Here is a 23,918-nt window from a genome sequence, read left to right on the forward strand (position 1 = left end):
ATGATCGAGTTTGAACTCACCCGCAACACTGTTCACAGATCGGTCGAATACGCCGTCACAGCCGCCGATGCTGCGTTCTCGGCTGCCCGTGACCTCAGTCCCGCGATCCGAGCGACCTGGCTGGACGCGCTCGCGACCGCACTCGAGACGCACGCTGAGGAACTCGTGGCGCTCGCGCACAATGAAACGAGCTTGCCGACCAGCCGCCTGCGGTCAGAGCTCGTTCGAACTGCCTTCCAGCTGAGACTGCTCGGCGTGTACGCCGCCACGGGTGAGCCGCTCGCGGCCACGATCGACCATGCGGACCCCGGATGGGCCATGGGGCCTCGCCCCGACATCCGACGCGTCGGCGAACCGGTCGGTGTGGTCTGCGTTTTCGGTGCATCAAACTTCCCTCTCGCGTTCAGCGTGCTCGGAGGCGACACCGCCTCCGCCCTAGCCGCCGGCTGCGCGGTCGTGCACAAGGCGCACCCCGCCCACCCCCGTCTCGCACGCATGACAACCCGACTTGCCGTGGATGCTCTCGACAATGCCGGCGCACCATCCGGACTGTTCTCCCTGATCGAGAGCTACGACGACGGCCCTGCGCTGGTTACGCATCCGCTTGTAAAGGCGGTCGGATTCACCGGGTCCACTCGCGGCGGGCTCGCCCTCGCGGCACTTGCCGCGGGCCGCGTCGAGCCCATCCCGTTCTATGGCGAACTCGGGAGCACCAATCCGGTCTTCGTCATGCCCGACGCATGGGCGGCTCGACGCGAATCGATCCTCGCCGGCTTCGTCGAGTCCATCACGATCGGTATGGGCCAGTTCTGCACGAAACCGGGCTACCTCATAGCCCCCGCTGGCGACCGCGACCAGATCACGAGAGGACTGCTCGACGCCTCACCTGTGCCGTCGCATCCGATGCTCTCCGCGTCGCTACGAGCGTCGTTCGAACGCTCACTGGCTGAACTTGAAAACGCCGACGGCGTTGAGGTGATCGCCAGGTCGCCCGGAGCTGAGACTGCGCCCGGTACGACGGTGCTGATCACCAGCGCGACCACGGTTCTTGCTGAACCGGAGCTGTTGGAACACGAGCTATTCGGTCCGGCGAGCGTGATTGTCGAGTACGAGACATCCGCGCAGCTGCTGCAACTCGCCGAACGGATCGGCGGTCAACTCACCGCAACCATGCACGCCGACGCGGACACCGACGATGCCGCGAAACTGTTACGAACTTTATCGAGCAAGACCGGCCGGGTTCTGTACAACGGCTGGCCGACCGGGGTCAGCGTTACTTACGCGCAGCAGCACGGCGGGCCTTTCCCGGCCACCACCGCACCCGCCACGACGTCCGTAGGAACCGCTGCCATAGCGCGCTTCTTGCGCCCGGTCGCCTATCAGGACGTACCCGGATCGCTCCTGCCCCCGCCGCTGCAGGACGACAACCCATGGAGAATCGTCAGACGCATCGACGGTGTGCACCAATGCGACGGGATACCTGCGGATCTCGCCGGCGAAGCGACCGCGATCAGCCTTCCGCCGGCCGGTGGCGCGACGCGCTCGCCGTCGCCGGCGTCGCAGTGAGAGCCCGGGGCAATACGATCGAGGTCACACAGGCAATAGGTGCGGCCCCGGACGCGCTCAACGTCCCCATCGGCAGATACGTGCCGAGTTTTGTCAAGTGGGCAGTGCAAGGGCCGCCGGCTAGCTGCCCGGGCGGCCCTTCGTCATCTGGTCCTCGGAGTGCGGTGTGTCTGATGAGGCGTGGTCAGCCTGAGGTGCGCGCTCCTGCTTACTTGCCGCCGCACACCTTGCCCACCGCTGTCGCTGCGTCGGAGATCGCGGATGCGTCGGACGTGATGGATGCCGGGTCGCCGTTCGCCGGGTCGTCCGCGTACGCCTTGAAGTCGGTGGTGAACTTCTTGTACGCGGTCGACATGGCCTGCGCCTTCTCCTTGACACCGGCATCCGTGATCTTCTGCACGGTGGCGTCGAACTTGTCCGCGGCGGAGTCCAGCTTGGCGGCTGCACTCTTCGGGTCGCTCGTGGCCTCGGTCATCGCGCCGCTCGCGGCGGAGCTCAGCGTGTTGCCCGCCTTGGCGAGCTCGGCACATCCGGCCGCCTTGCTGAGGCCGCTCACTGCGCTGCAGCCGCTGAGCGCACCGCCCACGAGTACGACGGCGACGGCGATCGTCGCGACGCGCTTTCTGATGTGCAAGGTGTTCTCCACAGTGTCCTTCCCCCCACCGGACCGCCGATGGATGCATCGAGCCCCGGACGGAGCCCATGACACCCTATCTGTCCACGGTGCAGGTGCTGTGGCGCGCCCGCGAACGGCGGACAGGCCTCAGTCGCGATCCGGGACAAGACGTCCGGTTCACGATGGTGCGCATTGACGTAGCGTCGTGGGTAAGTTATGGGGCGTGGTCCATGCCGGGCAAGGATGCGACCTCAAGGACTGAGATAGTGTCATGCGAACGCGTCGCGCGGCCGACGTGGGTGAGGCGGGCTCGTTTATGCGCGCAGGAAGCAACCTTCCTGCCGTCGGGGGTTACAACTACGCGGTAATTCTCGACGCCGTTCGCCATGCCGTCGACGGCGTCAGCCGTATCGAGGTGGCGAAGAACACCGGGCTTTCGGCCCAGACCGTCACCAACATCGTGCGCCGGCTCATGGACGAGGGCCTCGTGGTCGAGGACGGCACACGGGTGAACGGCGTCGGAAAGCCACGTACGATTCTGCGGCTCGCCCCGCGGGCGCGCTTCGCGATCGGTATCCATCTCGATCCATCGGTGGTCACGCTGGTGCTGCTGGATCTTGCCGGAGAGGTCGTCGCTCGACGCGAGCTTCTGACCGCGTCGACGGCGCGAGCCGAAGAGACCGTCGAGCGCATTGCCGCCGCCATTCCCGCGATGTTGAAGAAGCAGCGGATCGAGCCGGGACGAGTGCTAGGAGCGGGCGTGGCCGCACCAGGGCCCATCGACGTCACCCACGGGATCGTACTGGACCCCCCGCTCTTGCCGGGGTGGCGCAACGTTCCGGTGCGCTCAGTGCTTTCCGATCGGCTCGGGATGCCCGTGCTGCTGGAAAAGGATGTGACCGCCGCCGTGATCGCCGAGCTCTGGCTCGATTCCACCGGAGCCAGCGACGACATCGTGTTCTTCTATGCAGGCACTGGCGTGGGTGCCGGACTCGCGATCGGCGGTGAAGCGATTCGTGGGAGCTCCGGCAATGCGGGCGGGATCGGCTGGCTGGACACTATGCGATTCGACGGCGTCAGCCATCCGACCACGTGGCCGGTGGGTGACGCGCTCAGAGCCCCGTTCCTGATAGGACAGGCGATCATTCACGGCCTGTTGCCGGGGGATCCCTCGGAGCTCGTCAACGGGGACGCGTCGGGAATGGCCATCACGGAACTGCGCAGCGCGCTCGCCGACCTGATGATGTTGCGCGACGATCCTCGAGCGAAGGGACTCTTCACCTTGATGTTCGACGGAATCGCCGACGCCATCGTGCGGCTGGTGAACTTGCTCGATGTGGACCGAGTCGTCTTCGGCGGCCCGTTCATTGCACCGATCGGGCAGGTGCTTCTGGAGGTCCTGCCGGGACGTGTACGGGCGTCGGTGCGTGCATCCGTCCCTCACGACATCGAGTTCGTCATATCCTCAGCCGGAGAAGCCGTTGCGGCGCGTGGTGCGGCATGTCTCGTGCTCGATGACACTCTGTCTCCCAAACCACAGGACATGCTCATTCGCCGGCCCGTCACCGCGGCGCGATGACGGGCCGGCGAACTGGCTTCACAACGTGCTTGGAACCCGGGCGAGCACATCCAGCACTGGCGCGACCGTCTTCTCCCTCGCGCTCTCGTACGCGGCGAGGAGCATGCCGAGAACCTGGATGCCCTCGTCTTCCGTATGCGGAGGACGCGTGCCCGTGGTGAGGCAATCGGCGAAATGGCCGATCTCCGCCGGGATGGTCTCAACGGGTTCGAAGGTGAAAGACTCCTCCTCGCCGGTGCGCAGACGATAACTGACGGTCGTGCCGTCGCTGGTGAGTGCGCCGAACTCTCCGACCGCAGAGAACCGCTCGGTGGACGTGGCAGGCTGATACGCCCAGCTGGTGACCATCTGTCCGACCACACCATTGTCGAACCGAATCAGAACCTGCGCGGAGTCCTCGCCCTCCATGAACTTCAGCCGATGCGTCGACAGCATCGCGGTAGCCTCGACTGGTTTTCCGCCCGCCAAGTGGAGTAGCAGGTAGCTGGGATGGTAGCCCGTGTCGATCAGCTCACCGCCGCCCGAGGTGCTCGCGTGCGCTCGCCATCCCATGTTGGCCGGATCGAAATCGTTGTAGAACGAGTCCGTGGTACGCACCTCGTACACGGTGCCGATGGTCCCGTCCTCCAAGAGCTGCTTGGCCTTGGCCACAGCGGGCATGAAGAGCTGGTTATGTGCGCACATCAGTGTCACGCCATTGGATTTCACCACGTCGTTGACGCGGCGTGCTTCGTCAGCGGTGAGACAGAGCGGCTTCTCGCACAGCACATTGAGCCCTGCATTCGCGGCCGCGATGATGGCCTCGGCGTGGAGGTGGTGCGGTAGGCAGATATCCACTGCATCCAGGGCCAGCGTCGGATCGGCGATCATCTGCCGGTAGTCGGTGAACCACGGGACACCGAGTTCGTCACCTCGTCGCCTCGCAGTCTCCTCGACCGCGTCGGTGACCGCGGCGACGGCGATCTTGTCGCTGTGCATCTGGTAGCCGTGAATATGGGCAGAAGCGATTCCGCCGCCGCCGATGAGCCCGACCTTGATCATGAGTAGTCCTCCGTGTTTCCTGTCTCTGCTGCGTGGTTGGCCGCAGCGACGAACCTGGTGAGTTCGACGGCGCGGGCGAGATTGTCATCGGCACGGGTTCCGTTCGCGATGTGTTCGACCCACTGGTCGAAGGCGCCTGGAAGGTCCTCGGCAACGGGTATTCGCTCAACCCGGTCGCCGCCCAGCGCCAGCTCCAGGTGGTCGTTATATGCCGTGTAGCTCAGCCATCCATCGAAGCCCCCGATCTCGATGACGAACGGATTGCTTGATACGAGGCCTGCCTCGACGACACCGATGGCGCCGTCGTCATATGTGACGCTCACGACGGCGTTGTCCTCCACTGCCCGGCCGGTCGCGTATGCATACGTCGAGGAGATCGTTGCCGGAGCGGCACCGAGGAACAGCTGGGTGAGGTAAACCGGGTGACATCCGAGGTCGGTGAGCGCACCGCCGATCGCTTCGGCTGCGTCGTAGAACCGGTCGGGCAACCAGTTCGCTACGGCGCCGTCGTGTGACAGCCGCACTCGTGCATACGTGATCTTGCCGAGCACGCCGCTCGCAAGGACTTCTTTCACCGTCTGCGTATAACCGTGATAGAGCCTTGGGAGCGACACGATGAGTGCTACTCCGTTGTCGTCACACGCGCGGATGAGCTCCGTCGCCTCAGCGACGGTGGGAGCCAGAAGCTTTTCCGTGAAGACGTGCTTGCCGGCGGCGGCCGCCTTGAGAATCACGTCGCGGTGATCCACTGTCGAGGTTGTGATCGTCACCGCGTCGATGTCGTCGCGAGCGAGCAACGCGTCGAGATCGGGCACGAACTCGACGCCGAATTGCTCCGCGCCGGCTCGGCCTCGATCCGGGTCGTCGTCCCAGACGGCCACGAGCTCCGTCCCTGGATGGTTCTGCGCAGACCTCGCATAGTCGCCGGCATGGACATGCCAGAAGCTCAATGCGGCCACACGAAGTGGAGATGACATGACGAGATTTCGTCCCTTCGACCTTGAGGGTGGTCAGATTGTTTTAATTCTTATAGCATATTTACTAAAGCAGAGGATGGGTCACGCGATCAGGTTCGGGTTTCGGGCGCAGGCGCGGACGCAACCCGTCGCTTGACCGAGGGAGGCCGACGATGGCTGGGGCTACGACACGAGCGAAGCGGTTCGGAAGGGTGTTCTTGTCGGACCGTCGGTCACCGAGACGCATCGTTCACGGTAGGCGCGGAAGGCTCGTGGGACTGGCGATCATGGCGTCCGCGGCGATGGCGTTAGCGGGGTGTACCGCGAGTGGACCGGACACCACCGCGACGCATACCGGCGCAAGTGCCTCGCCGCTGAAGTACACAGTGTGCTGCGCTCCTGGGCCCACTGTCTCGTACAACCCATGGAGCACGAACGCCGCGACGATCAGCGACTTCGTCTATCTGCGGCTCGCTGTGCAGAAGTACCCCTCCCTCACCGACTATGCACCGCAGTTGGCCGCGTCATGGTCCGCATCAGGGGGAAGCCTGACGGTCAATCTCCAGAAGCAGGCGAAGTGGCAGGACGGCACCAGGGTCACCAGCAAAGACCTGTACGACACCGTTCTGCTGAACGGCTTGAACGGGTCCTCGGTGTGGAACGACATCACGGGGCTGAAGATCGTGAACGAAGAGACCGTCGCCTTCCAGTTGCGCCCCGGCCAACCGGTGGCGCTTGCCGAGAACGACATCCTCGCCAACACGATCGTGTATCCCTCGAGCGTGTACGGCTTGTTCGTCACACCGCAACTGGAGAAGGATGTCCCGGCGTATTACGCGGTGTATGACTCTGATCCCGCTAAGGCCGTGACTATGCCGGAATACGGACGGAACAACGCCACCTTCAAGCAGCTGGCGGCGGTGAACCCGAGCCGGATGATGGGTGACGGGCCGTTCAAGCTCGAGGGCACGAACGGGCCGCAGTCCAAGCTCGTCAAGTGGGATGGCTTCTGGCTGGCCGACAAGATCCGGGTTCCCGGAATCACACTCACCCACGCTTCTAACGCGGAGATCTACCCGCAATTGCTCTCGAGCAACGTCGACTATTCCAACGCCACGATGCCTCCGAACGTGCTCCAACGGTGGAAGACGACGCCCGGGGCGAAGCTCGCGACGCCCCAGGCGAACGGTTTCGTCATCGGCTTCAACAACGCGCTATACCCGCTGAATCTCACGGCTGTGCGGCAGGCGATCGCCTATGCGCTGCCGCGCAAGACGATGGTCGAAGCCGCCTACGGAACAGGCTCGGGCGCTGGAGGCGTCTGGCAGCAATACATGACCGGGTTGACTCCGCAGCAGAACGAGACCTTCTTGACCAAGAAGCAGCTCTCGAGCCTGAACCCATACGCACTGAACACCGCCAAAGCGAGCAAGCTGCTCACCGGCGCCGGGTTCACGCAGCGCGGTGGTCAGTGGTACACCCCGAAGGGGCAGCAGTTCACGCTGTCGTTCGAGGTGCAGTCGGACACCTCGGACATCGTGACGTCGTTCACATCGGCCGCGAAAGCACTCACAGCGTTCGGAATCAAGTCTGACGTCAACGCCACGTCCGGCGCCCAGATGACTGCTGACGAGCAGAACGGCAACTTCCAGGTGGCGGCCTTCTTCCCGAATGGCGTCACCCCGCTCCAGACGCTCTCGGCCATGCTGCATGACAACAACTTCCAGACCTCGGGCAACTACGCCGGCAAACGCGGCATCGGGTTCGGGCCGACAGCGGATGTCCCGGGTCAGGGCAACGTGGACGTGGCGACGACGATCTATGGACAGTCACGCAATGTCGGACCCGGAAGCAAGATGAACGAACTGACTTGGTCATGGGCGCAGCTCGTGAACCGCGACGTTCCGTACCTCTGGTACGCCACGAAGGTGCGTCAGATCTCTTTCTCGACATCGCACTACACGAACTGGCCAGAAGTGGGTTCCGACGGCACATCGGCCATGTGGAACCTGATCGGCAACAACCAGCAAGCGGGCGTCGTATACGCGATGGAGAACGGATACATCCTGCCCGGTTGAGTACCACCGGGGTACAAGTTTCTGACAAGTCTTTTCATCGAGTGCATTTATTAATAGGGTGAGCACACCCGGCCGACGTACCCCATCGGGGGGATCGGCGGACAGTGTTCAACCTGTCTTGGATCGAGGAGGATCAATGGCACAGCCGACTTCATGGTGGGCGGAGCAACTCGCAACGATGTTCCGCCCCCGCAGGGCCGAACGAGGGCCGAGCGATCGAGTCCCGCGAAGGCGAAGGCGACGCGCCTGGCTGGCTTCTGTGGGCATTTCAGGCACGGTGGCGCTCGCGCTTGCCGGGTGCACGGCGGCGAATCCGGATGGCGGCGCTGCGAGCGCAAGCAGCGGCAGCAACGCCAGCGCGGCCTCGCTCTCGTATCAGCCGTGCTGCTCCTGGCCGACCGCGACGTTCTCGATCAACCCGTGGAACGTCAACACCGACGCCACCGCGTTCAGCGACTTCGTGTTTCAGCGGCTCGCTATACAGAAGTTCCCTTCGATCACGGAATACGCGCCGCAACTCGCGTCGTCCTGGAAGGTCTCGGGTCAAACTCTCACGGTCAACCTTGAGAAGAAGGCGAAGTGGCAGGACGGGACTCCGGTCACGTCGAAGGATGTCTACGACACGGTGCTGCTCAACGGTCTGAACGGGGCCGCGGCGTGGAATGACATCACAGGCGTGAAGATCGTCGACGACTCCACAGTCGCGTTCACGCTGCGTCAGGGTGAGCCTGTGGCGTTGGCCGAGAACGACATCCTGGCGAATACGGTCGTGTACCCGGCCAGCGTTTACGGGTCGTTCGTGACACCGCAGGTCGAGAAGGACGTTCCGGCGTACTACGCGGTGTATAACACGGATCCCGCGAAGGCCGTGACCATGCCCGAGTACACGCGTAACAACGCTGTGTTCAAGCAACTGGCCGCGCTCAGCCCGAGCAAAGTGCCAGGTGATGGGCCGTTCAAGCTCCAGGGCGTGACGGGATCGGAAGCCAAGCTCGTCAAGTCGAACACGTACTGGCTCGCCGACAAGATCCACGTACCGTCGATCACCTATGGCAACGGTTCGAATCAGGAGATCTACCCGCAGCTGTTCTCGGGCAACGCAGACTTCTCCAACGTCTATCTGGCGCCGCCGCTGCTCAAGCGCTGGAATTCGACGGCGGGCTCGAACCTGGCATTGCCGCAAGCCTTCGGATTCGCGCTGGCGTTCAACAACCAGCAGTACCCGCTGAACCTCACCCCCGTTCGGCAGGCGCTCGCCTACGCGATTCCCCGCCAGCAGATGACCGAGGCTGCGTACGGGTCCGCGAAGGGCGCGGGTGGCGTATGGCAGCAGTACATCACGGGGCTGTCCCCGCAGCAGAACTCGACCTACCTCACCAAGAGCGAGCTGTCGAAGCTGAACAAGTACAACACCGATACCTCCGCGGCTGCGAAACTCCTCACCGGTGCCGGATTTACGAAGAAGAACGGCCAGTGGTACACACCGAAGGGCGACCAGTTCACCCTCACTTTCGAGGCGAACTCCAACACGTCCGACATCGTGACTTCCTTCACGTCGGCGGCGAAGGCGTTGACCGAGTTCGGCATCAAGTCGGATGTCAATGCGACCTCGGGTGCGCAGCTGTCCGCTGACGAGATGAACGGCAACTTCCAGATCGCCGGTTACTTCCCAAGCGGAGCCACCCCGCTCCTCTCCCTCTCTGCGATGCTGCATGACCAGAACTTCCAGACCTCGGGGAACTACGCGGGCAAGAAGGGAATGGGATTCGGGCCGACGGCCGACGTTCCGGGGCTGGGCAATGTCGATGTGGCGACGACGATCTTCAACCAGTCACGAACCGTCGGGCCTGGCAGCAAGATGAATGAGTTGACCTGGTCTTGGGCGCAGTTGGTGAACAAGCAGGTGCCGTACATCTGGTACGCCACCAAGGTCTATCAGTTCTCGTTCTCGGATTCGCATTACACCAACTGGCCGAAGGTCGGTTCCAACGGCACCTCGTCGTATTGGGACATCATCGGAAACAACCAGAGCGCCGGAGTGGTCTACGCGATGGAGAACGGATACATCCAGCCGAAGTGATTGCGGTCCGCACGGACGCGCCCGATATAACGATGACGAGTCGTGACCGGAGTCTCCGGTCACGACTCGTCATCCAATGGACATGAGCCGCTGCCGGCTCGCATCTGATGGGAACAACAATGGTGTCCTATGTCCTGAAGCGCCTTTCCATGTCGCTAGTGATCATCTTCGTGGTGCTCACGCTGTCGTTCTTCATGGTGAGGCTGATGCCAGGAAATCCGATGTCCGCCCTCGAAGCGCAATTGCGCGTGCAAGGGGGAATGACGGAACAAGAGATCCAACAGCGTGTGCAGACCATCTATGGTCTGACGCCCAAGGCGCCGCTGTGGACCCAGTACATCGACTACCTCGTGAACATCCTGCGGGGTAACCTCGGTCGGCCGATCACGAACCCGGGAACTACCGTGGTCGCCGTCATCGGTCAGGCACTCCCGTGGACCATCCTCGTCGTCGCGGTGTCACTACTGATCAGCTTCGTGATCGGCGTGTATATCGGCAACAGGATGGCCATTCATCCGGGGAGCGTGTTCGCCAAGGTCTGGACGTTCATCGTCTCCGTTATGGGCGCCGTGCCCAGTTATCTGGTGGCTATTGTGCTGCTCTACTTCTTCACCGGAATATGGCGCATCTTCCCCAGCAACGGCGCCTATGGAGTGGATGTCACTCCGGGTTTCAACTGGGACTTCATCGTCTCGGTCGCCTATCACGCGTTCCTGCCGATCCTGGCGTCGATTCTTACTGCGTTCGGCGGCTGGGCACTCGCGATGAAGGGGTCCGCGGTCTCCGTGCTCGGCTCGGAGTACGTGAGAGCGGCCGAAGCACGAGGTCTTTCCAACCAGGTCATCAGCCGCTCATATATAGGTCGGAATTCCATGCTGCCGATGATCACGCAACTCGCGCTGGCCGTCGGATTCATGTTCGGGGGCTCGGTCTTCGTCGAGACCTACTTCCAATACCCCGGAATCGGCTACTACATGATCCAGTCCGTCGACTCTCGCGACTACTCGCTGATGATGGGCTGCTTCGTCCTGATCACTGTCGCCGTGGTCGTCTCGAACTTCTTGGTGGACCTGCTATATCCGCTGATCGATCCGCGCATCGCCTGGCCATCACGACGCAAAGTGGCGCCGCCTGGCGTCGGTACGACAACCGAGACCGTCGCTATCGCGACCCAGGGAGGTGACCTATGAGGTTCTGGAGCGATCTCTGGCGCATCTTGAAGAACGACAAGCCCGCACTCGTCGGCGGCATCATCGTTCTGATCTATGTGCTTATGGCCATCTTCGGGCCCATGCTGGTGCATATCAGCTCCTCGCAGAACGCTGCGGCGGCGTACGCCGGCGCGTCGCTGCAGCATCCGCTCGGAACAGACGCGCTAGGTCAAGACGTTCTCGCTCAGATCATCGTCGGATGCCGGCCGATCATGATCGTGGGCGTCGTCTCGGCGATCATCACCATCGTGGTCGGTGTCGTCGTGGGTCTGGTGTCGGGCTACGTGGGAGGTTTCGCCGACTCGGTGATCATGCGCGTCACCGACGTCTTCCTCACCATTCCGGGCCTGCCGTTGATCATCATCATCGCCGCGATCGTGCACACGACCAATCCGTTCGTGCTCGCCCTGATCCTTTCCGTCACGGCTTGGCCGGGGCTTGCTCGAGCGATTCGGTCCCAAGCGCTCTCACTGCGGTCGAGCGATTTCATCGAGGCAGCGAAAGTGCAGGGCCTCGGCCTCGGCAACGTCGTCGGCAGGCAGCTGCTGCCGAACGTCGGGCCGTACGTGGCGATCCACTTCCTCCTCGGCATCACCGGCGCGATCTATGCGCAGGTCGGCCTCTTCCTGCTCGGGATCGCTCCGATCTCGGGCACCAACTGGGGAATCATGATCAATCTGGCCATGTCGCAGGGCGCCCTGTACACCCCGGGAAGCGCGCTGTATCTCTTCTCGCCGATGGTGGCGATCGTGGTGCTGCAGGTCGCCTTCGTGTTCTTCTCCCGCGCACTCGACAGCGTGTTCAACCCGAGACTGCGAGTCCAATGATGTCTATTCCACTGATCAACGAATCGACCGCCGCGGACGAGCCGCCGCTGATCGAGGTCGAGCACCTTGTCGTCGGATTCGGGGAGGGCCCGGGATCCGTGAAGGCAGTAGACGACGTGAGCCTGAGCATCCCGAGGGGCGAGATCGTCGCGCTCGTGGGCGAGTCCGGCTGCGGCAAGTCCACGCTGGGGTATGCCCTCCTGGGCATCGTCCCCTCCCCGGGGCGCGTCACGAACGGTGCCGTGCGTTTCAAGGGCAGCGACGTCGTCAAACTGTCCAAACACGAGTTCGACCGGCTTCGTGCGCGCGATATCTCCATGGTGTTCCAGGGCGCGATGAACGCCTTCAATCCCGTCCTCACCATCGGCGCTCAGGTCGAGCACATCCTCGAGGCCCATCCGGATGTCTACCCGCGCAAGTCCGACGGCCGGGCCTACTTCGAGCACCTGATGGACCTCGTGCAACTTCCCCCCGAGCGGATCTGGCGTTCGTATGAAAGCCAGTTGTCGGGCGGCATGAAGCAGCGGGTCGCGATCGCCGTTGCGCTGCTGCTGCAACCGGAACTCGTGATCCTCGACGAGCCCACCACAGCCCTCGACGTGCTCAATCAGCGCCTCGTGATCGACATCCTCAAGGACCTGCATGCCGAACTCGGGACCACGGTACTGTTCGTCACACACGATCTTGCGGTCGTCGCCGAGCTCGCCACTCGCATCGCGGTGATGTATGCGGGAAAGCTGGTCGAGTCGGGCACGGTGGACGAGATATTCGCGCGCCGTGGACGTCGGCATCCGTATGTCGCCGCGCTCATCGATGCCATCCCCAGCGTGCTCAATACCGGACTCAAGGTTCAGCCGATCGGCGGCTCGGTCCCGTCGCTCGCGGATCCGCCGGCCGGCTGCCGCTTCGCTCCCCGCTGCAGGCTCGCCGAAGCCGAATGCCGGGTGATCGAGCCGCCGTTGATCGATGACGGGAAGGGGCACCTCGTGGCGTGCCATGTCACCAATCGGAGTTTGGAGGTGCTTGCACGATGAGCATGCTGGATATTCGGAACGTAACGCACACGTACGCATCGGGGTCCGGGCGCCCGGTTCTCAAAGACGTCAGCCTGCGCGTCGATCGCGGCGAAGTCGTCGCGATCGTAGGTGAGTCGGGCTGCGGCAAGACCACGCTCGGACGAATGATCGCCGGTCTCTACTCGCCGACCGGGGGAGTGATCGCCTTCGACGGCAACGACATCGCCAACCTGAGGGGGCGTCAGAAGAAGGCTTGGCGACGCAAGGTTCAGATGATCCATCAGGACCCGTACGGTTCCCTGAACCCTGGCTTGACCATCGGCTCCGCTCTCGCACCTGGCATGCTCAAGCATGGCTTGGCAACAGGCCGTGACGTGCAGCAGAAGATGATCGCGCTGTTGCGTTCGGTCGGCCTCGATGCCACGAAGGAATTCCTGCAGCGTTATCCTCACCAGCTCTCGGGCGGGCAGCGACAACGAGCTTCGATCGCGAGGTCTATCGCCTTGCAGCCTGACCTCATCGTCGCGGACGAGGTGACGTCGATGCTCGACGTGTCGATGCGGGTGGCCATTCTCGACCTGCTGCTTTCGTTCAAGAAGGACCAGAACATCGCGTTCGTGTTCATCAGCCACGACTTCGGTGTCGTGCGATACTTCGCGCAGGGTGGCCGGATCGCCGTGATGTTCTTCGGCTACATCGTGGAGGAGGGTCCGACGGAGGAGGTGATCACGGCACCGAAGCATCCCTACACGCACATGTTGCTGGAGGCGATCCCGATCCCCGACCCGGTGCTGGCTCGCGAGCGTGCCCAGGGCGACGAGGCGGCCAGGCTGATCGGTGCGCCCGCCGAAACCGGGTGCGTCTTCGCGAACCGCTGCCCGCTCGCACGGGCGCGATGCCGCACCGACCGTCCTGAGCTCGTCGATCAGGGGAGCGGACACTCGGCGGCCTGTCACTACGCCGACGAGGTTCCTCCGCTGCTCCATGTCGAACTCGACAAAGGAGAAGCAGCATGACCCGGCTCGCGGCCAAGGCGCTGATGCGCATCGGCATCGCGATGATCATTCTGTGCGTGCTGTGCCGCTTCATCGCGACCACCTCGGCGAGCGTCATGGGCGACAACCTGGCGATCCTCGCGAGTATCGCTCTGACGATCGTGGCTGGGCTCTACCTTCGATTCGGCGGGCACGATGAGAGGGATCGCCCCCGCGAAGCACAACCCGGAGGCAGCGCCGAGGACTTCTCGACTGCCGCGAAGAGAACCGGCACACGGGTGGCGCCTGGAACGGCGTTCGACTCAGCCAAGACCAAAGGGGAGCACAACAGTGCACGATGATTCGCGCCTCGTTCTCGAGCGCATCAACCGCTTTCTCGGCGAACGCATCGCCCCGGCGATCCACCCGGAGCGCGTTCCGGTCGAGCTGACGGCCTGGGAGGTGCCGGACGAACCCGTGCCGTTCGCCGAGGCGGTCGGGCAGTCGTTCGAGCCGTTCGCGCTCGGGCAGCCGTGGAGCAAGCCGTGGGGCACGACGTGGTTCCACGCGAAGGGGCGGGTTCCGGATGCCTGGCGCGAGGCATCCGACGCCTCTGAAGTCGAGCTCGTGGTCGACCTCGGATTTGAGGGCGATGGTGCAGGCTTCCAGGCCGAGGGTCTCGTGTACGCGCCGGACGGGACCATCGTGAAAGCGGTCGAGCCCTTCAACGCGGCCGTGCCGATCGAGGGTGACGAGGTCGACCTCTACGTCGAGGCCGCATCGAACCCGAACATCGGTGGTTCGTGGGGCTGGGGCGCAACGCCGATGGGCGACAAGGCGACCGCCGGTACCGAGCCGATCTACCGGCTGCGCAGCATCGCCCTCGCCCGTCGCGACGTGACCGTCTGGGAGCTTGAACGCGATGTCTTCACGCTGTTGGGGCTGCACGCCGAGCTCGTTCCGGGATCCAACCGGGCGGCGCGGATCCTGCGGGCACTGGAGCGCATGTGCGATGTGATGGATCCGCACGACGTCGCGGGAACCGCCCAGGCGGGGCGCGACGCGCTCGGTGAGGTGCTGCACGACGAGGCTGCCGCGAACGTGCACCACATCACGGCCGTGGGGCACGCCCACATCGACTCGGCCTGGCTGTGGCCCACCCGGGAGACGATCCGCAAGTGCGCGCGAACGTTCTCCAACGTGCTGGCGCTGATGGACGAGCATCCGGACTTCGTGTTCGCCTGCTCGTCTGCGCAGCAGTACGCGTGGGTGAAGCAGTTCTACCCGGAGCTGTTCGAACGCATCCGCGCGCGGGTCGCGGAGGGCCGGTTCGTGCCGGTCGGCGGCATGTGGGTGGAGTCGGACACGAACATGGTTGGCGGCGAGGCGATGGTGAGGCAGTTCGTTGCCGGCCAGGGCTTCTTCGAGCGGGAGTTCGGCAAGCCGGCGGTCACCGGCTGGCTGCCCGACTCCTTCGGCTACACGGGCGCGCTGCCGCAGCTGCTCGCGGGCGCGGGCATCCGGCAGTTCGTCACGCAGAAGATCTCGTGGAACGACACCGACCGTTTCCCGCACCACACGTTCCTCTGGGAGGGCATCGACGGCACGCGGATGTTCACGCACTTCCCGCCGATGGACACCTACAACTCCAACCTGTCGCCGCGCGAACTCGCGCGCTCGGACCGGCAGTACGCCGAGAAGGGCGCGGCGAACTCGTCGCTGGCGCTGTATGGCTGGGGCGACGGGGGCGGCGGACCGACGCGCGAGATGATCGCGTCGGCACGCAGGGCCCGCTCGCTCGACGGCTCACCTGTCGTCGAACTCGGCACACCCGAGGACTTCTTCGCGCGGGCCAAGGCCGAGTACGAGCATCCGCCGGTGTGGTCGGGCGAGCTCTACCTCGAGCTGCACCGCGGAACGTACACGTCGCAGGCGCGCACGAAGCAGGGCAACCGGCGCAGCGAGCACCTGCTGCGCGAAGCGGAACTGTGGGCGACGACGGCGGCGGTGCGCACCGGAGCCGAGTACCCGTACGACGAGCTGGATGCGGCGTGGCAGACCGTGCTGCTGCAGCAGTTCCACGACATCCTGCCCGGCTCCTCCATCGCGTGGGTGCACCGCGAGGCGGAGCGCAACTACGCAGTGGTCGCGCAGCAGGTGGAAGCGCTGATCGAACGGGCGCTCAGGGCGCTCGACGATGCGGGCGACGATGGAGGAGCGCTGGTCAACGCGGCACCCGTGCCCGTCCGCGGCGTGCCCGCGCTGGGAGCGGGGATCCCGGATGCGGCGGCACAGGCATCCCTCCGCCGCGACGGCGACGTCGTGGTGCTCGAGAACGCGCTGGCGCGCTTCACCCTGGATGCCCGTGGCCGCGTGATCTCGGCCGTCGACCTCGCGAGTGGTCGCGAGGCGATCGCCCCCGGCGAGTCCGCCGGGTTGCAGCTCTTCCGCGACACCCCGAACCTGTGGGATGCCTGGGACATCGACGAGCACTACCGCAGGCACGAGGAGGAGCTCGACGCCGTCGTCTCGCTCGAGGTCGACGACGGCCGGGCGGCAGTGCGCGTGACGCGTTCAGTGGGGGAGTCGACGATCGAGCAGGAGTTCACCCTGGCGCCCGACACCGCAACGCTCGAGATCACGACGCAGGTGGACTGGCACGAACGGCAGAAGCTGCTCAAGCTAGCATTCCCGCTCGATGTGCGCGCGGATCGGGCAGCGAGCGAGGTGCAGTTCGGGCACGTGTACCGGCCCACGCACGAGAACACGTCGTGGGATGCCGCGCGCTTCGAGACCTCGGCGCACCGCTGGGTGCACGTCGGCGAGCCCGGATTCGGTGTCGCCGTCGCGAACGACTCGACCTACGGTCACGACATCTCGCGTCGCCAGCGACTCGGCGGCGGAACGATGACCCTGGTGCGGCAGTCACTGCTGCGCGCGCCGCTGTTCCCGGATCCCGAGGCGGACCAGGGGGAGCACCTCGTGCGCTCGTCGCTCACCGTCGGTGCGGAGATCGCGGATGCCATCGCCGCCGGCTACGCCATCAACCTCCCGCCCAGGGCGGTCGCGGCTCCCATCGAGCCGTTGGTGTCGGTGGACGGCGATGGTGTGCTCGTCGAATCGGTGAAGCTCGCCGAGGACCGCTCCGGCGACGTGATCGTGCGGCTGTACGAGGCGCTCGGGCGACGCACGTCGGCGCGTGTCGGGCTCGGCTTCGAGGCGGCATCCGTCGTGCAGACCGACCTGCTGGAGCAGCCGCTCGAGGAGCCGGACGGCTTCGACGCGAGCACGGGCATGCTCTCGGTGCGGCCGTTTCAGGTCGTCACGTTGCGCATTCGAAGGGCGTGATGACACTCTCCTGACCCGCATTCGGGGGGTTCTTAGGTTGCGTCGGTACCGTCGAGTGGATGCGATCGGCTTCAGAACCATCGGTTTCCGACCCTCAGCTCCGGCTCCGCTCGCTCGACGGTCTGCGGGGTGTGGCGGCCGGCATCGTGCTGCTGCACCACCTGTCGATGACCATTCCGGCGGTGTCGAACGGGTACGACAGCGCGAGCGACCTCGACGTCTTCGCGCCGGCGTGGTGGCTCGTCGCGACGCCGCTGAAGGTCTTCGTGGCCGGCCCGGAGTTCGTGCTCGTGTTCTTCGTGCTCAGCGGGTTCGTGCTGGCGCTCGCGCCGCTGAAGTCATGGAGCGGAGCGGATGCTCGCACTCCGCTCTCGGGGCGCCCCGGGTTCGGGAGGCGGCGCAGCGCGTACGACTGGTTCGCGTACTACCCGCGACGTGTTCTGCGGCTTGGCGTACCGGTCGTCGCCTCCATGGTGCTGGCGTACTTCGTCATCACGCTGTTCCCGCATCCATCGAAGGGATCCGACGGGTCCTGGCTGACGAGGCAGGCGCATCCCGATACCAGCTTTCACAACCTCTGGACCGAGACGCTGCTGATCGTCGACCCGAATCATCCGTCGGTCAATCCGCCGCTGTGGTCGCTGACGTGGGAGATGTGGTTCTCGCTGCTGCTTCCTCTCGTCGTGTTGATCGCTCTGTTCAGCCGTCGCGTCCCCGTGCTGTGGGGCCTGCTGTTCATCGCGATCAGCGTCTACGGATATCTCGCGAACATCGAGGCGGCGATGTTCCTGCCCGCCTTCGCCCTCGGCGCACTGCTGGGCGCCAACGCCGACCGCATTCGCGCCCTCGTCGACAGGTGGCAGGGCAGCAGGGCGCTCACGTTCGTGTTCGCTGCCATCCTCGTCGGCGGACCTCTGCTCTCCATCTGCTACTGGTTCGTGCGACCGCTCTTCGGCACGGCAGGCGATGACGTGGCGATGGCCATGCGCGTGCCCGGCGCGCTGCTGCTCGTCGCGGCCGTCGCGTTCTGGCCGGCCGCCGGTCGCATCTTCGCGGCCCGTCCGTTCGCGGCGCTCGGCAAGGTGAGCTTCAGCCTCTACCTCGTGCACTCGCCGATCGTGGTGCTGTTCGGTCTCAACTTCACCGGATCGGAGTGGCCCCTGGGCGCCGGCCTTGCGATCGGCACCAGCTTCGCCCTGGCGATTCTCATGTATGTGCTCGTCGAACGGCCGTCGCGGCACCTCGCCGGGTGGGCGGGACGCCGCGTCTCCGCCGCCGTCGGCGCCGTCACGCGCCCCATCGCCGTCGCCGCCGAACTCGACGAGCACCGAACGCGGCTGGCGCGGGAACGGGTGCTGGTGTCGTAGGCCGACACGACTAACGTCGACCACATGCCGACACCGCCCGGAGCCCCGAGCAGCTCCTGGGTGCGCGAGCTGGTGCGGCCGAAGTCCGCCCCGGCGCCCTGGGATCTTGCGGTGCTCACGGCCATCGCGGTCGCCGTACCGGTCGGGGTGTCGCTGGTCATCTTCCCCGGCGACCCGAAGATCCTCGGGCTCGGTGTTCTCGTGTCGATCGGCGCGCTCATCACGTCGGTCTCCGATCGCGGAGGCGCCGCGGTCGACCGCGTGCGGCGCATCCTCACCACAGCCGTCTCCGCCGCGATCGGACTGCTCGCCGGATGCCTCGCCCTCGGCCACGACGTCGCCACGGTGATCGTCGTGGTCGCCGCGGCCGTGCTGTCGGGCATCGCCGGCGTGGTGAGCGCGAACGCTTCGCAGGCCGCCCTGCAGTTCCTCATCTACGTGATCGTCGGCAGCGGCATCGACTTCGGGCTGCGCCCGCTGTGGATCGCGCCCCTCCCGCTGCTCGTAGGCGCCGCCTGGCGACTCGGCCTCACCGGCATCGCGATCGCGATCACGGGGCGCGCGCGGGCACCGGAGCGGGCGGCCGTGGCATCCGTCTACACCGCCGTCGCCGCGCAACTCGACGCCATCGGCACCCCGGCCATCGACGCCGCGCGACGCGACGTGACGACCGCGATGAACCAGGCATACGACCTCATGATCGCCGCCCGTACGACGCTCGCCGGACGCGACCCGAAATGGCGCATGCTCGTCACGCAGCTCAACGCGGCGACCCCGATCGTGGAGGCCGCGACCACGGTCGCGGCAGAGGGCGAGACGCTGCCGCCGCCGCTGCCGAATGCGCTTCGGTCGCTCGCGAGATCCATCGAGGATCCGAAGGCGCCACCACCGACCATGCCGCCTCCTGATCGGTCCACGGCCGGACGCGCCGCGCTGTCGTCGTCGCTGCGCCTGGCCGGTTCGCTCCTGAAGGGTGACGGTCCCATCACGACCACCGTGCCGATCCAGCGACCGGATGCCGTTGGCCTGCCGCGCGTCACGGTGCGGCAGCGCGCGCGCACGGCTCTCGATCACCTGGTCAGCGGCGGCGAGACCTGGTTCGCCGTGCTGCGGCTCGTGGTCTGCGTCGCGGTCGCCGAGGCGGTCAGCGTGCTGTTCCCGCTGGAGCGTCCGTACTGGATCGTGCTCACTGTCGCGGTGGTGATGAAGCCCGACTTCGGCTCCGTGTTCGCCCGGGCGGTACAGCGCGGCCTAGGCACGGTGGTGGGCGTGCTCGTCGGTGCAGCCGTCGTGGAACTCCTGCCCACCGGGTGGCCGCAGGTCGTGGCCCTCGCGCTGCTTGCGGGCGGGATGCCCATCGCCATCCGCCGCAACTACGGGCTGTTCTCCACGTTCATCACACCGGTGATCGTCATCCTTCTCGAGCTCGTGCACAGCGGCGACACCGGACTCATCGTGAGCCGGGTGGCCGACACGCTGATCGGCTGTGCGATCGTGCTCGTGGTGGGCTATCTGCCGTGGCCATCGACGTGGCGGCCTTCGCGCCAGCTCAGCGGGCGGGTGGCGGATGTCGCCACCGACGTCGCCGGGTACCTCAAGGTGGCCCTCGCTCCGCTTCCTTCGGACGAGGAGGAGCGTCCTGCCGCCGCTCGCGACAGGTCCTCGGCGCGCCGCACCACGTATCGAAGGCTCTCCGACCTGCGCACGCTCGTGCAGCAGACCCTCGCGGAACCGCCACCCATCAGCACCGCGGCGGCCGCGTGGTGGCCGGAGATCGTGGCGCTGGAACGAGTGACCGACGCGGTGACGTCGACGGCCATCCACGCGGCGCAGTCCCGGCTGCGCGCCAACCAGGATGCCGTCGGCACGCTCCACGACGCCCTCACCGACCTCGCCGACGCCGTGCGGGCAGACCGGCCGCCCGAGACGATCGAGCTACCGGCCGACCAGCTGCTGCGCTCGATCAGCGATGAGGTGGGTGCGGCGAGGTCCGTTCTCGCGTCGTAGGTGCCGCCGCCGTGTCGCAGGGGAGCGGTACTGTGCGAAGTAATCGGCAGAGCACGAAAGGGCGTTCATGGCGGCGATCGGCATCATCGGCGACGACCGCGCCATGGCACTCATCCGGGCCAGTGTCATCCCGGATGCCGCGGCGCTCGCCGACACGCTCGTCGCCGGGGGCATCCGCACCGTCGAGTTCACCTTCACGACGCCCAACGTCGAAGCGCACATCGAGCGGGCCACCGCACGCGATACAGGCGCCCTGATCGGTGCGGGCAGCGTGCTCACTCCCGCGCAGGCTCGAGCCGCACTGGATGCCGGTGCGCAGTTCATCGTGACCCCAGGGCTCAGTCCCGCGGTCGCGGAGATCGCGGCACAGGCATCCGTTCCCATGATGATGGGGGCGTTCACGCCCAGCGAGATCATGCAGGCCCTCGCCCAGGGTGTATGGGCGGTGAAGGTGTTTCCCGCGCAGACCGCCGGGCCAGAGCATTTTCAGCACCTGCTGGGCCCGATGCCGATGGCGCGGCTCATCGCCTCGGGCGGCATCGTCGCCGAGAACGCGCGCTCGTTCCTCGATGCCGGAGCGTATGCCGTCACCGCGGGATCGTCGGTCGTCCCGGCCGAATCGCTGGCCGTATCGGACTGGGCGGACATCCGCCGTCGCGCCGAGGCGTTCGCGGATGCTGTGCGGCACCTGAGAGAGTAGAGGCATGCTGCTTCCACGACCGACGACGCTCACCATCGGCGAGGGCGAGTTCGAGCTGACCCGCATCGCCCGAATCACAGCCCCGGCCGAACTCGCCGGAGCCGCTTCGTGGCTGCAGGGAGCGCTTCGTCCGGCAACCGGATTCCCGCTCGAGATGGGGCAGGACGGCGGCATCGAGCTGGAGTGGAATCCGCAGCTGGCTCCGGAAGGCTACACGCTCGACGTGACGCCGGCGGGCGTGCACATCGCCGGTGGCGGCCCGGCCGGGGTGTTCTACGCATGCCAGGCCCTGCTGCAGCTTCTCCCCCCGCAGATCTACCGCAAGGGCCGCGTCGTCGACGTGCCGTGGGTTGTTCCGGTGGTGAGCATCCAAGACGCGCCGCGCTTCGGCTGGCGCGGCATCATGCTCGACGTCGCCAGGTACTTCATGCCGAAGCACGACATCATGCGGTTCATCGACCTGATGGCCATGCACCGGCTCAACACGCTGCACCTGCATCTCACGGATGACCAGGGCTGGCGCGTCGAGATCAAGCGGTACCCGAAGCTGACCGAGGTCGGGTCGTGGCGGCGCGAGAGCCAGCTGGGCGCGGCATCCTATTCGCGCGGCGACTCCCGGCCGCACGGCGGCTTCTACACGCAAGACGACCTGCGGGAGATCGTCGGGTACGCGATGGACCGGGCGATCAACGTCGTGCCCGAGATCGAGTCGCCCGGCCACACGCAGGCCGCGATCGCTGCTTACCCGGAGCTCGGGCTGGCTCGTGAGGAGAGCGATCCGCTCGGAGTCTGGACCAGGTGGGGCATCGACGACAACATCATCAACCTCGAGGAGTCCACCGTCGAGTTCTTCACGAACGTGCTCGACGAGGTGATCGAGATCTTCCCGTCGCCGTTCATCGGCGTCGGCGGCGACGAGTGCCCGAAGACCGGCTGGATGCTCGACGAGCGCACCCAGCAGCGCAAGGCCGAGCTCGGACTGTCCACCGAGGAGGAACTGCAGGCGTGGTTCATCCGCCGCCTCGACGACCACCTCTCCCGCCGCGGCCGCAGGCTCTACGGCTGGGACGAGATCCTCGAGGGCGGTCTGGCCGGGTCGGTGAGTCAGGGTGCGACCGTCGCGTCGTGGCGCGGGATGACCGGGGCGATCGCCGCTGCGCGTGCTGGCCACGACGTGGTCGCCTGTCCCGACGACCAGGCGTATCTCGACTATCGGCAGTCGGACCGCTCGGACGAGCCGATCCCCGTCGGCACCGTGCTCACCATCGCCGACGTGTACCGCTTCGACCCGGTTCCAGCCGAGCTCGGGCCGGAGGACGCGCACCACGTGATCGGCGGCCAGGGCAACATCTGGACGGAGCACATGGATTCGCCGCGCACGGTCGACTACTTCGCCTTCCCGCGCATGTGCGCACTCGCCGAAGCGCTCTGGCTCGACGGCGAGCGCGACTACGACGAGTTCGCCGGCCGGCTCGACCAGCACCTCACGCGGCTGGATGCCTTCGGCGTCGAGTACCGCCGCTCGTCGGGCCCGCTCCCGTGGCAGCAGCGGCCGGGTGTGACCGGGCGCCCCGTCACGCCGCAGCAGCGTGCCGCGTACTTCGCACCGTTGACGGCTCGCATCGCAACGGCAGAGCAGCCGGAGCCGGCGTCGGCGGGAACGCCGGCCGAAGCGACGGTCTCGCGGGTGACGGACTACGGGCTGGGACCCTCGCTCTAGAGCCCTACAGGAAGATGTCCGGGAACAGCTCGCTCTCGTCCACTCCGGGCGAGTATGTCTTGAGGTCGGTGATGCCGGCATCCGCCAGCACGTCTTCGACGATGAGGGAGCGGCCGGTGAACTCGCGGGCGGGCTTCGTGAGAACCTCGTACGCGGCATCCGCGTAGATCTCCGGCGTGCGGCTCTTGGCGAGCAGTGCCTCGCCCCCGAGGATGTTGCCCACCGCTGCGGTCTTGATCGTGGTGCGCGGCCAGAGGGTGTTCGCCGCGATGCCATCGCGCGCGAACTCGGCCGCGAGGCCTAGCGTCACCATGCTCATGCCGTACTTCGCCAGCGTGTATCCGGTGTGAGCACCGAGCCACTTCTTCTCGAGGTTGATCGGCGGGCTGAGCGAGAGGATGTGCGGGTTGAAACCGTTCTTCAGATGCGGGATCGCCGCGCGGGAGAGCATGAAGGTTCCGCGCACGTTGACGTCTTGCATGAGGTCGTAGCGCTTCGGCTCGAGATCGAGCGTGCGGGAGAGGTTGATCACGCTGGCGTTGTTGACCACGATGTCGACGCCGCCGAACTCCGCGACCGTCGATTCGACGGCACGTGCGATGTCGTCGTCGTTGCGCACGTCGCCCACGATGGCGAGGGCATTGCCGCCCGCGGCGCGGATGTCGTCTGCCGCGGTGTGAATGGTGCCCGGCAGACGCGGGTCGGGGGTGTCGGTCTTCGCCAGAAGGGCCACGTTCGCGCCGTCCTGGGCGGCCCGGACGGCGATCGCGAGGCCGATGCCGCGGCTGCCGCCGGACATCAGGATGGTGCGTCCTTCGAGAGTGGTCATGGA

Annotated in this window: 18 protein-coding genes; 14 read left to right on the forward strand and 4 right to left on the reverse strand. The window is 65.8% G+C overall.

Annotated elements, in window-relative coordinates:
• Positions 1-1,566 (forward strand): aldehyde dehydrogenase (NADP(+)), encoded by a 1,566-nt coding sequence (locus ACYVI5_RS01755; RefSeq protein WP_460578733.1) that lies wholly within the window; start codon positions 1-3, stop codon positions 1,564-1,566.
• Between the two features lie 208 nt (positions 1,567-1,774).
• Here the strand turns inward: ACYVI5_RS01755 and ACYVI5_RS01760 are convergent, their stop codons facing one another.
• Positions 1,775-2,200, reverse strand: coding sequence for a hypothetical protein (locus ACYVI5_RS01760; RefSeq protein WP_460578734.1), 426 nt, complete (start codon positions 2,198-2,200; stop codon positions 1,775-1,777).
• 253 nt (positions 2,201-2,453) lie between these two features.
• Here ACYVI5_RS01760 and ACYVI5_RS01765 point away from each other — a divergent pair, with 253 nt between their 5' ends.
• Positions 2,454-3,761 (forward strand): ROK family transcriptional regulator, encoded by a 1,308-nt coding sequence (locus ACYVI5_RS01765; RefSeq protein WP_460578735.1) that lies wholly within the window; start codon positions 2,454-2,456, stop codon positions 3,759-3,761.
• A gap of 18 nt (positions 3,762-3,779) precedes the next feature.
• On the opposite strand, the gene ACYVI5_RS01770 is transcribed toward ACYVI5_RS01765, so the two are convergent.
• Positions 3,780-4,802: a Gfo/Idh/MocA family protein gene (locus tag ACYVI5_RS01770; RefSeq protein WP_460578736.1), complete on the reverse strand. Its 1,023-nt coding sequence runs from the start codon at positions 4,800-4,802 to the stop codon at positions 3,780-3,782.
• Positions 4,799-5,779: a Gfo/Idh/MocA family protein gene (locus ACYVI5_RS01775; RefSeq protein WP_460532020.1), complete on the reverse strand. Its 981-nt coding sequence runs from the start codon at positions 5,777-5,779 to the stop codon at positions 4,799-4,801. The genes ACYVI5_RS01770 and ACYVI5_RS01775 overlap by 4 nt, the downstream gene beginning before the upstream one ends.
• Positions 5,780-6,030: 251 nt before the next feature.
• On the opposite strand from ACYVI5_RS01775, the gene ACYVI5_RS01780 reads away from it, so the two are divergent.
• The 12 genes from ACYVI5_RS01780 to ACYVI5_RS01835 all read left to right on the forward strand — a co-directional run bounded on the left by ACYVI5_RS01780 (position 6,031) and on the right by ACYVI5_RS01835 (position 23,086).
• Positions 6,031-7,836, forward strand: a complete 1,806-nt coding sequence (locus ACYVI5_RS01780) for a periplasmic substrate-binding domain-containing protein (protein ID WP_460578737.1) — start codon at positions 6,031-6,033, stop codon at positions 7,834-7,836.
• A gap of 259 nt (positions 7,837-8,095) precedes the next feature.
• Positions 8,096-9,916 (forward strand): ABC transporter substrate-binding protein, encoded by a 1,821-nt coding sequence (locus ACYVI5_RS01785; protein WP_460532025.1) that lies wholly within the window; start codon positions 8,096-8,098, stop codon positions 9,914-9,916.
• 149 nt (positions 9,917-10,065) lie between these two features.
• Complete coding sequence (locus tag ACYVI5_RS01790) at positions 10,066-11,106, forward strand: ABC transporter permease (RefSeq protein ID WP_460578738.1); 1,041 nt, start codon at positions 10,066-10,068, stop codon at positions 11,104-11,106.
• A complete protein-coding gene (locus ACYVI5_RS01795) occupies positions 11,103-11,954 on the forward strand; it encodes an ABC transporter permease (protein ID WP_460532031.1) in 852 nt (283 codons plus the stop codon). Before ACYVI5_RS01790 ends, ACYVI5_RS01795 begins: the two co-directional genes overlap by 4 nt.
• Positions 11,954-12,988 carry an ABC transporter ATP-binding protein gene (locus tag ACYVI5_RS01800; RefSeq protein WP_460578739.1) on the forward strand — a complete coding sequence of 345 codons (1,035 nt, stop codon included), beginning with the start codon at positions 11,954-11,956 and terminating at the stop codon, positions 12,986-12,988. The genes ACYVI5_RS01795 and ACYVI5_RS01800 overlap by 1 nt, the downstream gene beginning before the upstream one ends.
• Positions 12,985-13,986 (forward strand): ABC transporter ATP-binding protein, encoded by a 1,002-nt coding sequence (locus ACYVI5_RS01805; protein ID WP_460578740.1) that lies wholly within the window; start codon positions 12,985-12,987, stop codon positions 13,984-13,986. Before ACYVI5_RS01800 ends, ACYVI5_RS01805 begins: the two co-directional genes overlap by 4 nt.
• The gene (locus ACYVI5_RS01810; RefSeq protein ID WP_460532040.1) at positions 13,983-14,306 is read left to right on the forward strand and encodes a hypothetical protein; all 324 of its coding nucleotides are present in this window, start codon (positions 13,983-13,985) and stop codon (positions 14,304-14,306) included. The genes ACYVI5_RS01805 and ACYVI5_RS01810 overlap by 4 nt, the downstream gene beginning before the upstream one ends.
• Positions 14,296-17,292, forward strand: coding sequence for an alpha-mannosidase (locus ACYVI5_RS01815; protein ID WP_460578741.1), 2,997 nt, complete (start codon positions 14,296-14,298; stop codon positions 17,290-17,292). The genes ACYVI5_RS01810 and ACYVI5_RS01815 overlap by 11 nt, the downstream gene beginning before the upstream one ends.
• Before the next feature lie 59 nt (positions 17,293-17,351).
• On the forward strand, positions 17,352-18,659 hold the full coding sequence (locus tag ACYVI5_RS01820; RefSeq protein ID WP_460578742.1) for an acyltransferase family protein: 1,308 nt from the start codon (positions 17,352-17,354) through the stop codon (positions 18,657-18,659).
• Positions 18,660-18,683: 24 nt separating this feature from the next.
• A complete protein-coding gene (locus tag ACYVI5_RS01825; protein ID WP_460578743.1) occupies positions 18,684-20,666 on the forward strand; it encodes an FUSC family protein in 1,983 nt (660 codons plus the stop codon).
• A 67-nt stretch (positions 20,667-20,733) separates the two neighbouring features.
• Positions 20,734-21,366 carry a bifunctional 4-hydroxy-2-oxoglutarate aldolase/2-dehydro-3-deoxy-phosphogluconate aldolase gene (locus tag ACYVI5_RS01830; RefSeq protein WP_460578744.1) on the forward strand — a complete coding sequence of 211 codons (633 nt, stop codon included), beginning with the start codon at positions 20,734-20,736 and terminating at the stop codon, positions 21,364-21,366.
• Positions 21,367-21,370: 4 nt separating this feature from the next.
• Positions 21,371-23,086, forward strand: a complete 1,716-nt coding sequence (locus tag ACYVI5_RS01835) for a beta-N-acetylhexosaminidase (RefSeq protein WP_460532055.1) — start codon at positions 21,371-21,373, stop codon at positions 23,084-23,086.
• A gap of 4 nt (positions 23,087-23,090) precedes the next feature.
• On the opposite strand, the gene ACYVI5_RS01840 is transcribed toward ACYVI5_RS01835, so the two are convergent.
• The gene (locus ACYVI5_RS01840) at positions 23,091-23,915 is read right to left on the reverse strand and encodes an SDR family oxidoreductase (protein WP_460578745.1); all 825 of its coding nucleotides are present in this window, start codon (positions 23,913-23,915) and stop codon (positions 23,091-23,093) included.
• Positions 23,916-23,918 lie beyond the last annotated feature (3 nt).

The organism is Humibacter ginsengisoli (assembly GCF_054780095.1).

Excerpts from the sequence above, each read along its gene's own strand:
- ACYVI5_RS01755 (WP_460578733.1), top strand. The coding sequence starts at position 1 with ATGATCGAGTTTGAACTCACCCGCAACACTGTTCACAGATCGGTCGAA.
- ACYVI5_RS01765 (WP_460578735.1), top strand. The coding sequence starts at position 2,454 with ATGCGAACGCGTCGCGCGGCCGACGTGGGTGAGGCGGGCTCGTTTATG.
- ACYVI5_RS01770 (WP_460578736.1), bottom strand. The coding sequence starts at position 4,802 with ATGATCAAGGTCGGGCTCATCGGCGGCGGCGGAATCGCTTCTGCCCAT.
- ACYVI5_RS01775 (WP_460532020.1), bottom strand. The coding sequence starts at position 5,779 with ATGTCATCTCCACTTCGTGTGGCCGCATTGAGCTTCTGGCATGTCCAT.
- ACYVI5_RS01790 (WP_460578738.1), top strand. The coding sequence starts at position 10,066 with ATGTCGCTAGTGATCATCTTCGTGGTGCTCACGCTGTCGTTCTTCATG.
- ACYVI5_RS01795 (WP_460532031.1), top strand. The coding sequence starts at position 11,103 with ATGAGGTTCTGGAGCGATCTCTGGCGCATCTTGAAGAACGACAAGCCC.
- ACYVI5_RS01800 (WP_460578739.1), top strand. The coding sequence starts at position 11,954 with ATGTCTATTCCACTGATCAACGAATCGACCGCCGCGGACGAGCCGCCG.
- ACYVI5_RS01805 (WP_460578740.1), top strand. The coding sequence starts at position 12,985 with ATGAGCATGCTGGATATTCGGAACGTAACGCACACGTACGCATCGGGG.
- ACYVI5_RS01810 (WP_460532040.1), top strand. The coding sequence starts at position 13,983 with ATGACCCGGCTCGCGGCCAAGGCGCTGATGCGCATCGGCATCGCGATG.
- ACYVI5_RS01820 (WP_460578742.1), top strand. The coding sequence starts at position 17,352 with ATGCGATCGGCTTCAGAACCATCGGTTTCCGACCCTCAGCTCCGGCTC.
- ACYVI5_RS01825 (WP_460578743.1), top strand. The coding sequence starts at position 18,684 with ATGCCGACACCGCCCGGAGCCCCGAGCAGCTCCTGGGTGCGCGAGCTG.
- ACYVI5_RS01830 (WP_460578744.1), top strand. The coding sequence starts at position 20,734 with ATGGCGGCGATCGGCATCATCGGCGACGACCGCGCCATGGCACTCATC.
- ACYVI5_RS01835 (WP_460532055.1), top strand. The coding sequence starts at position 21,371 with ATGCTGCTTCCACGACCGACGACGCTCACCATCGGCGAGGGCGAGTTC.
- ACYVI5_RS01840 (WP_460578745.1), bottom strand. The coding sequence starts at position 23,915 with ATGACCACTCTCGAAGGACGCACCATCCTGATGTCCGGCGGCAGCCGC.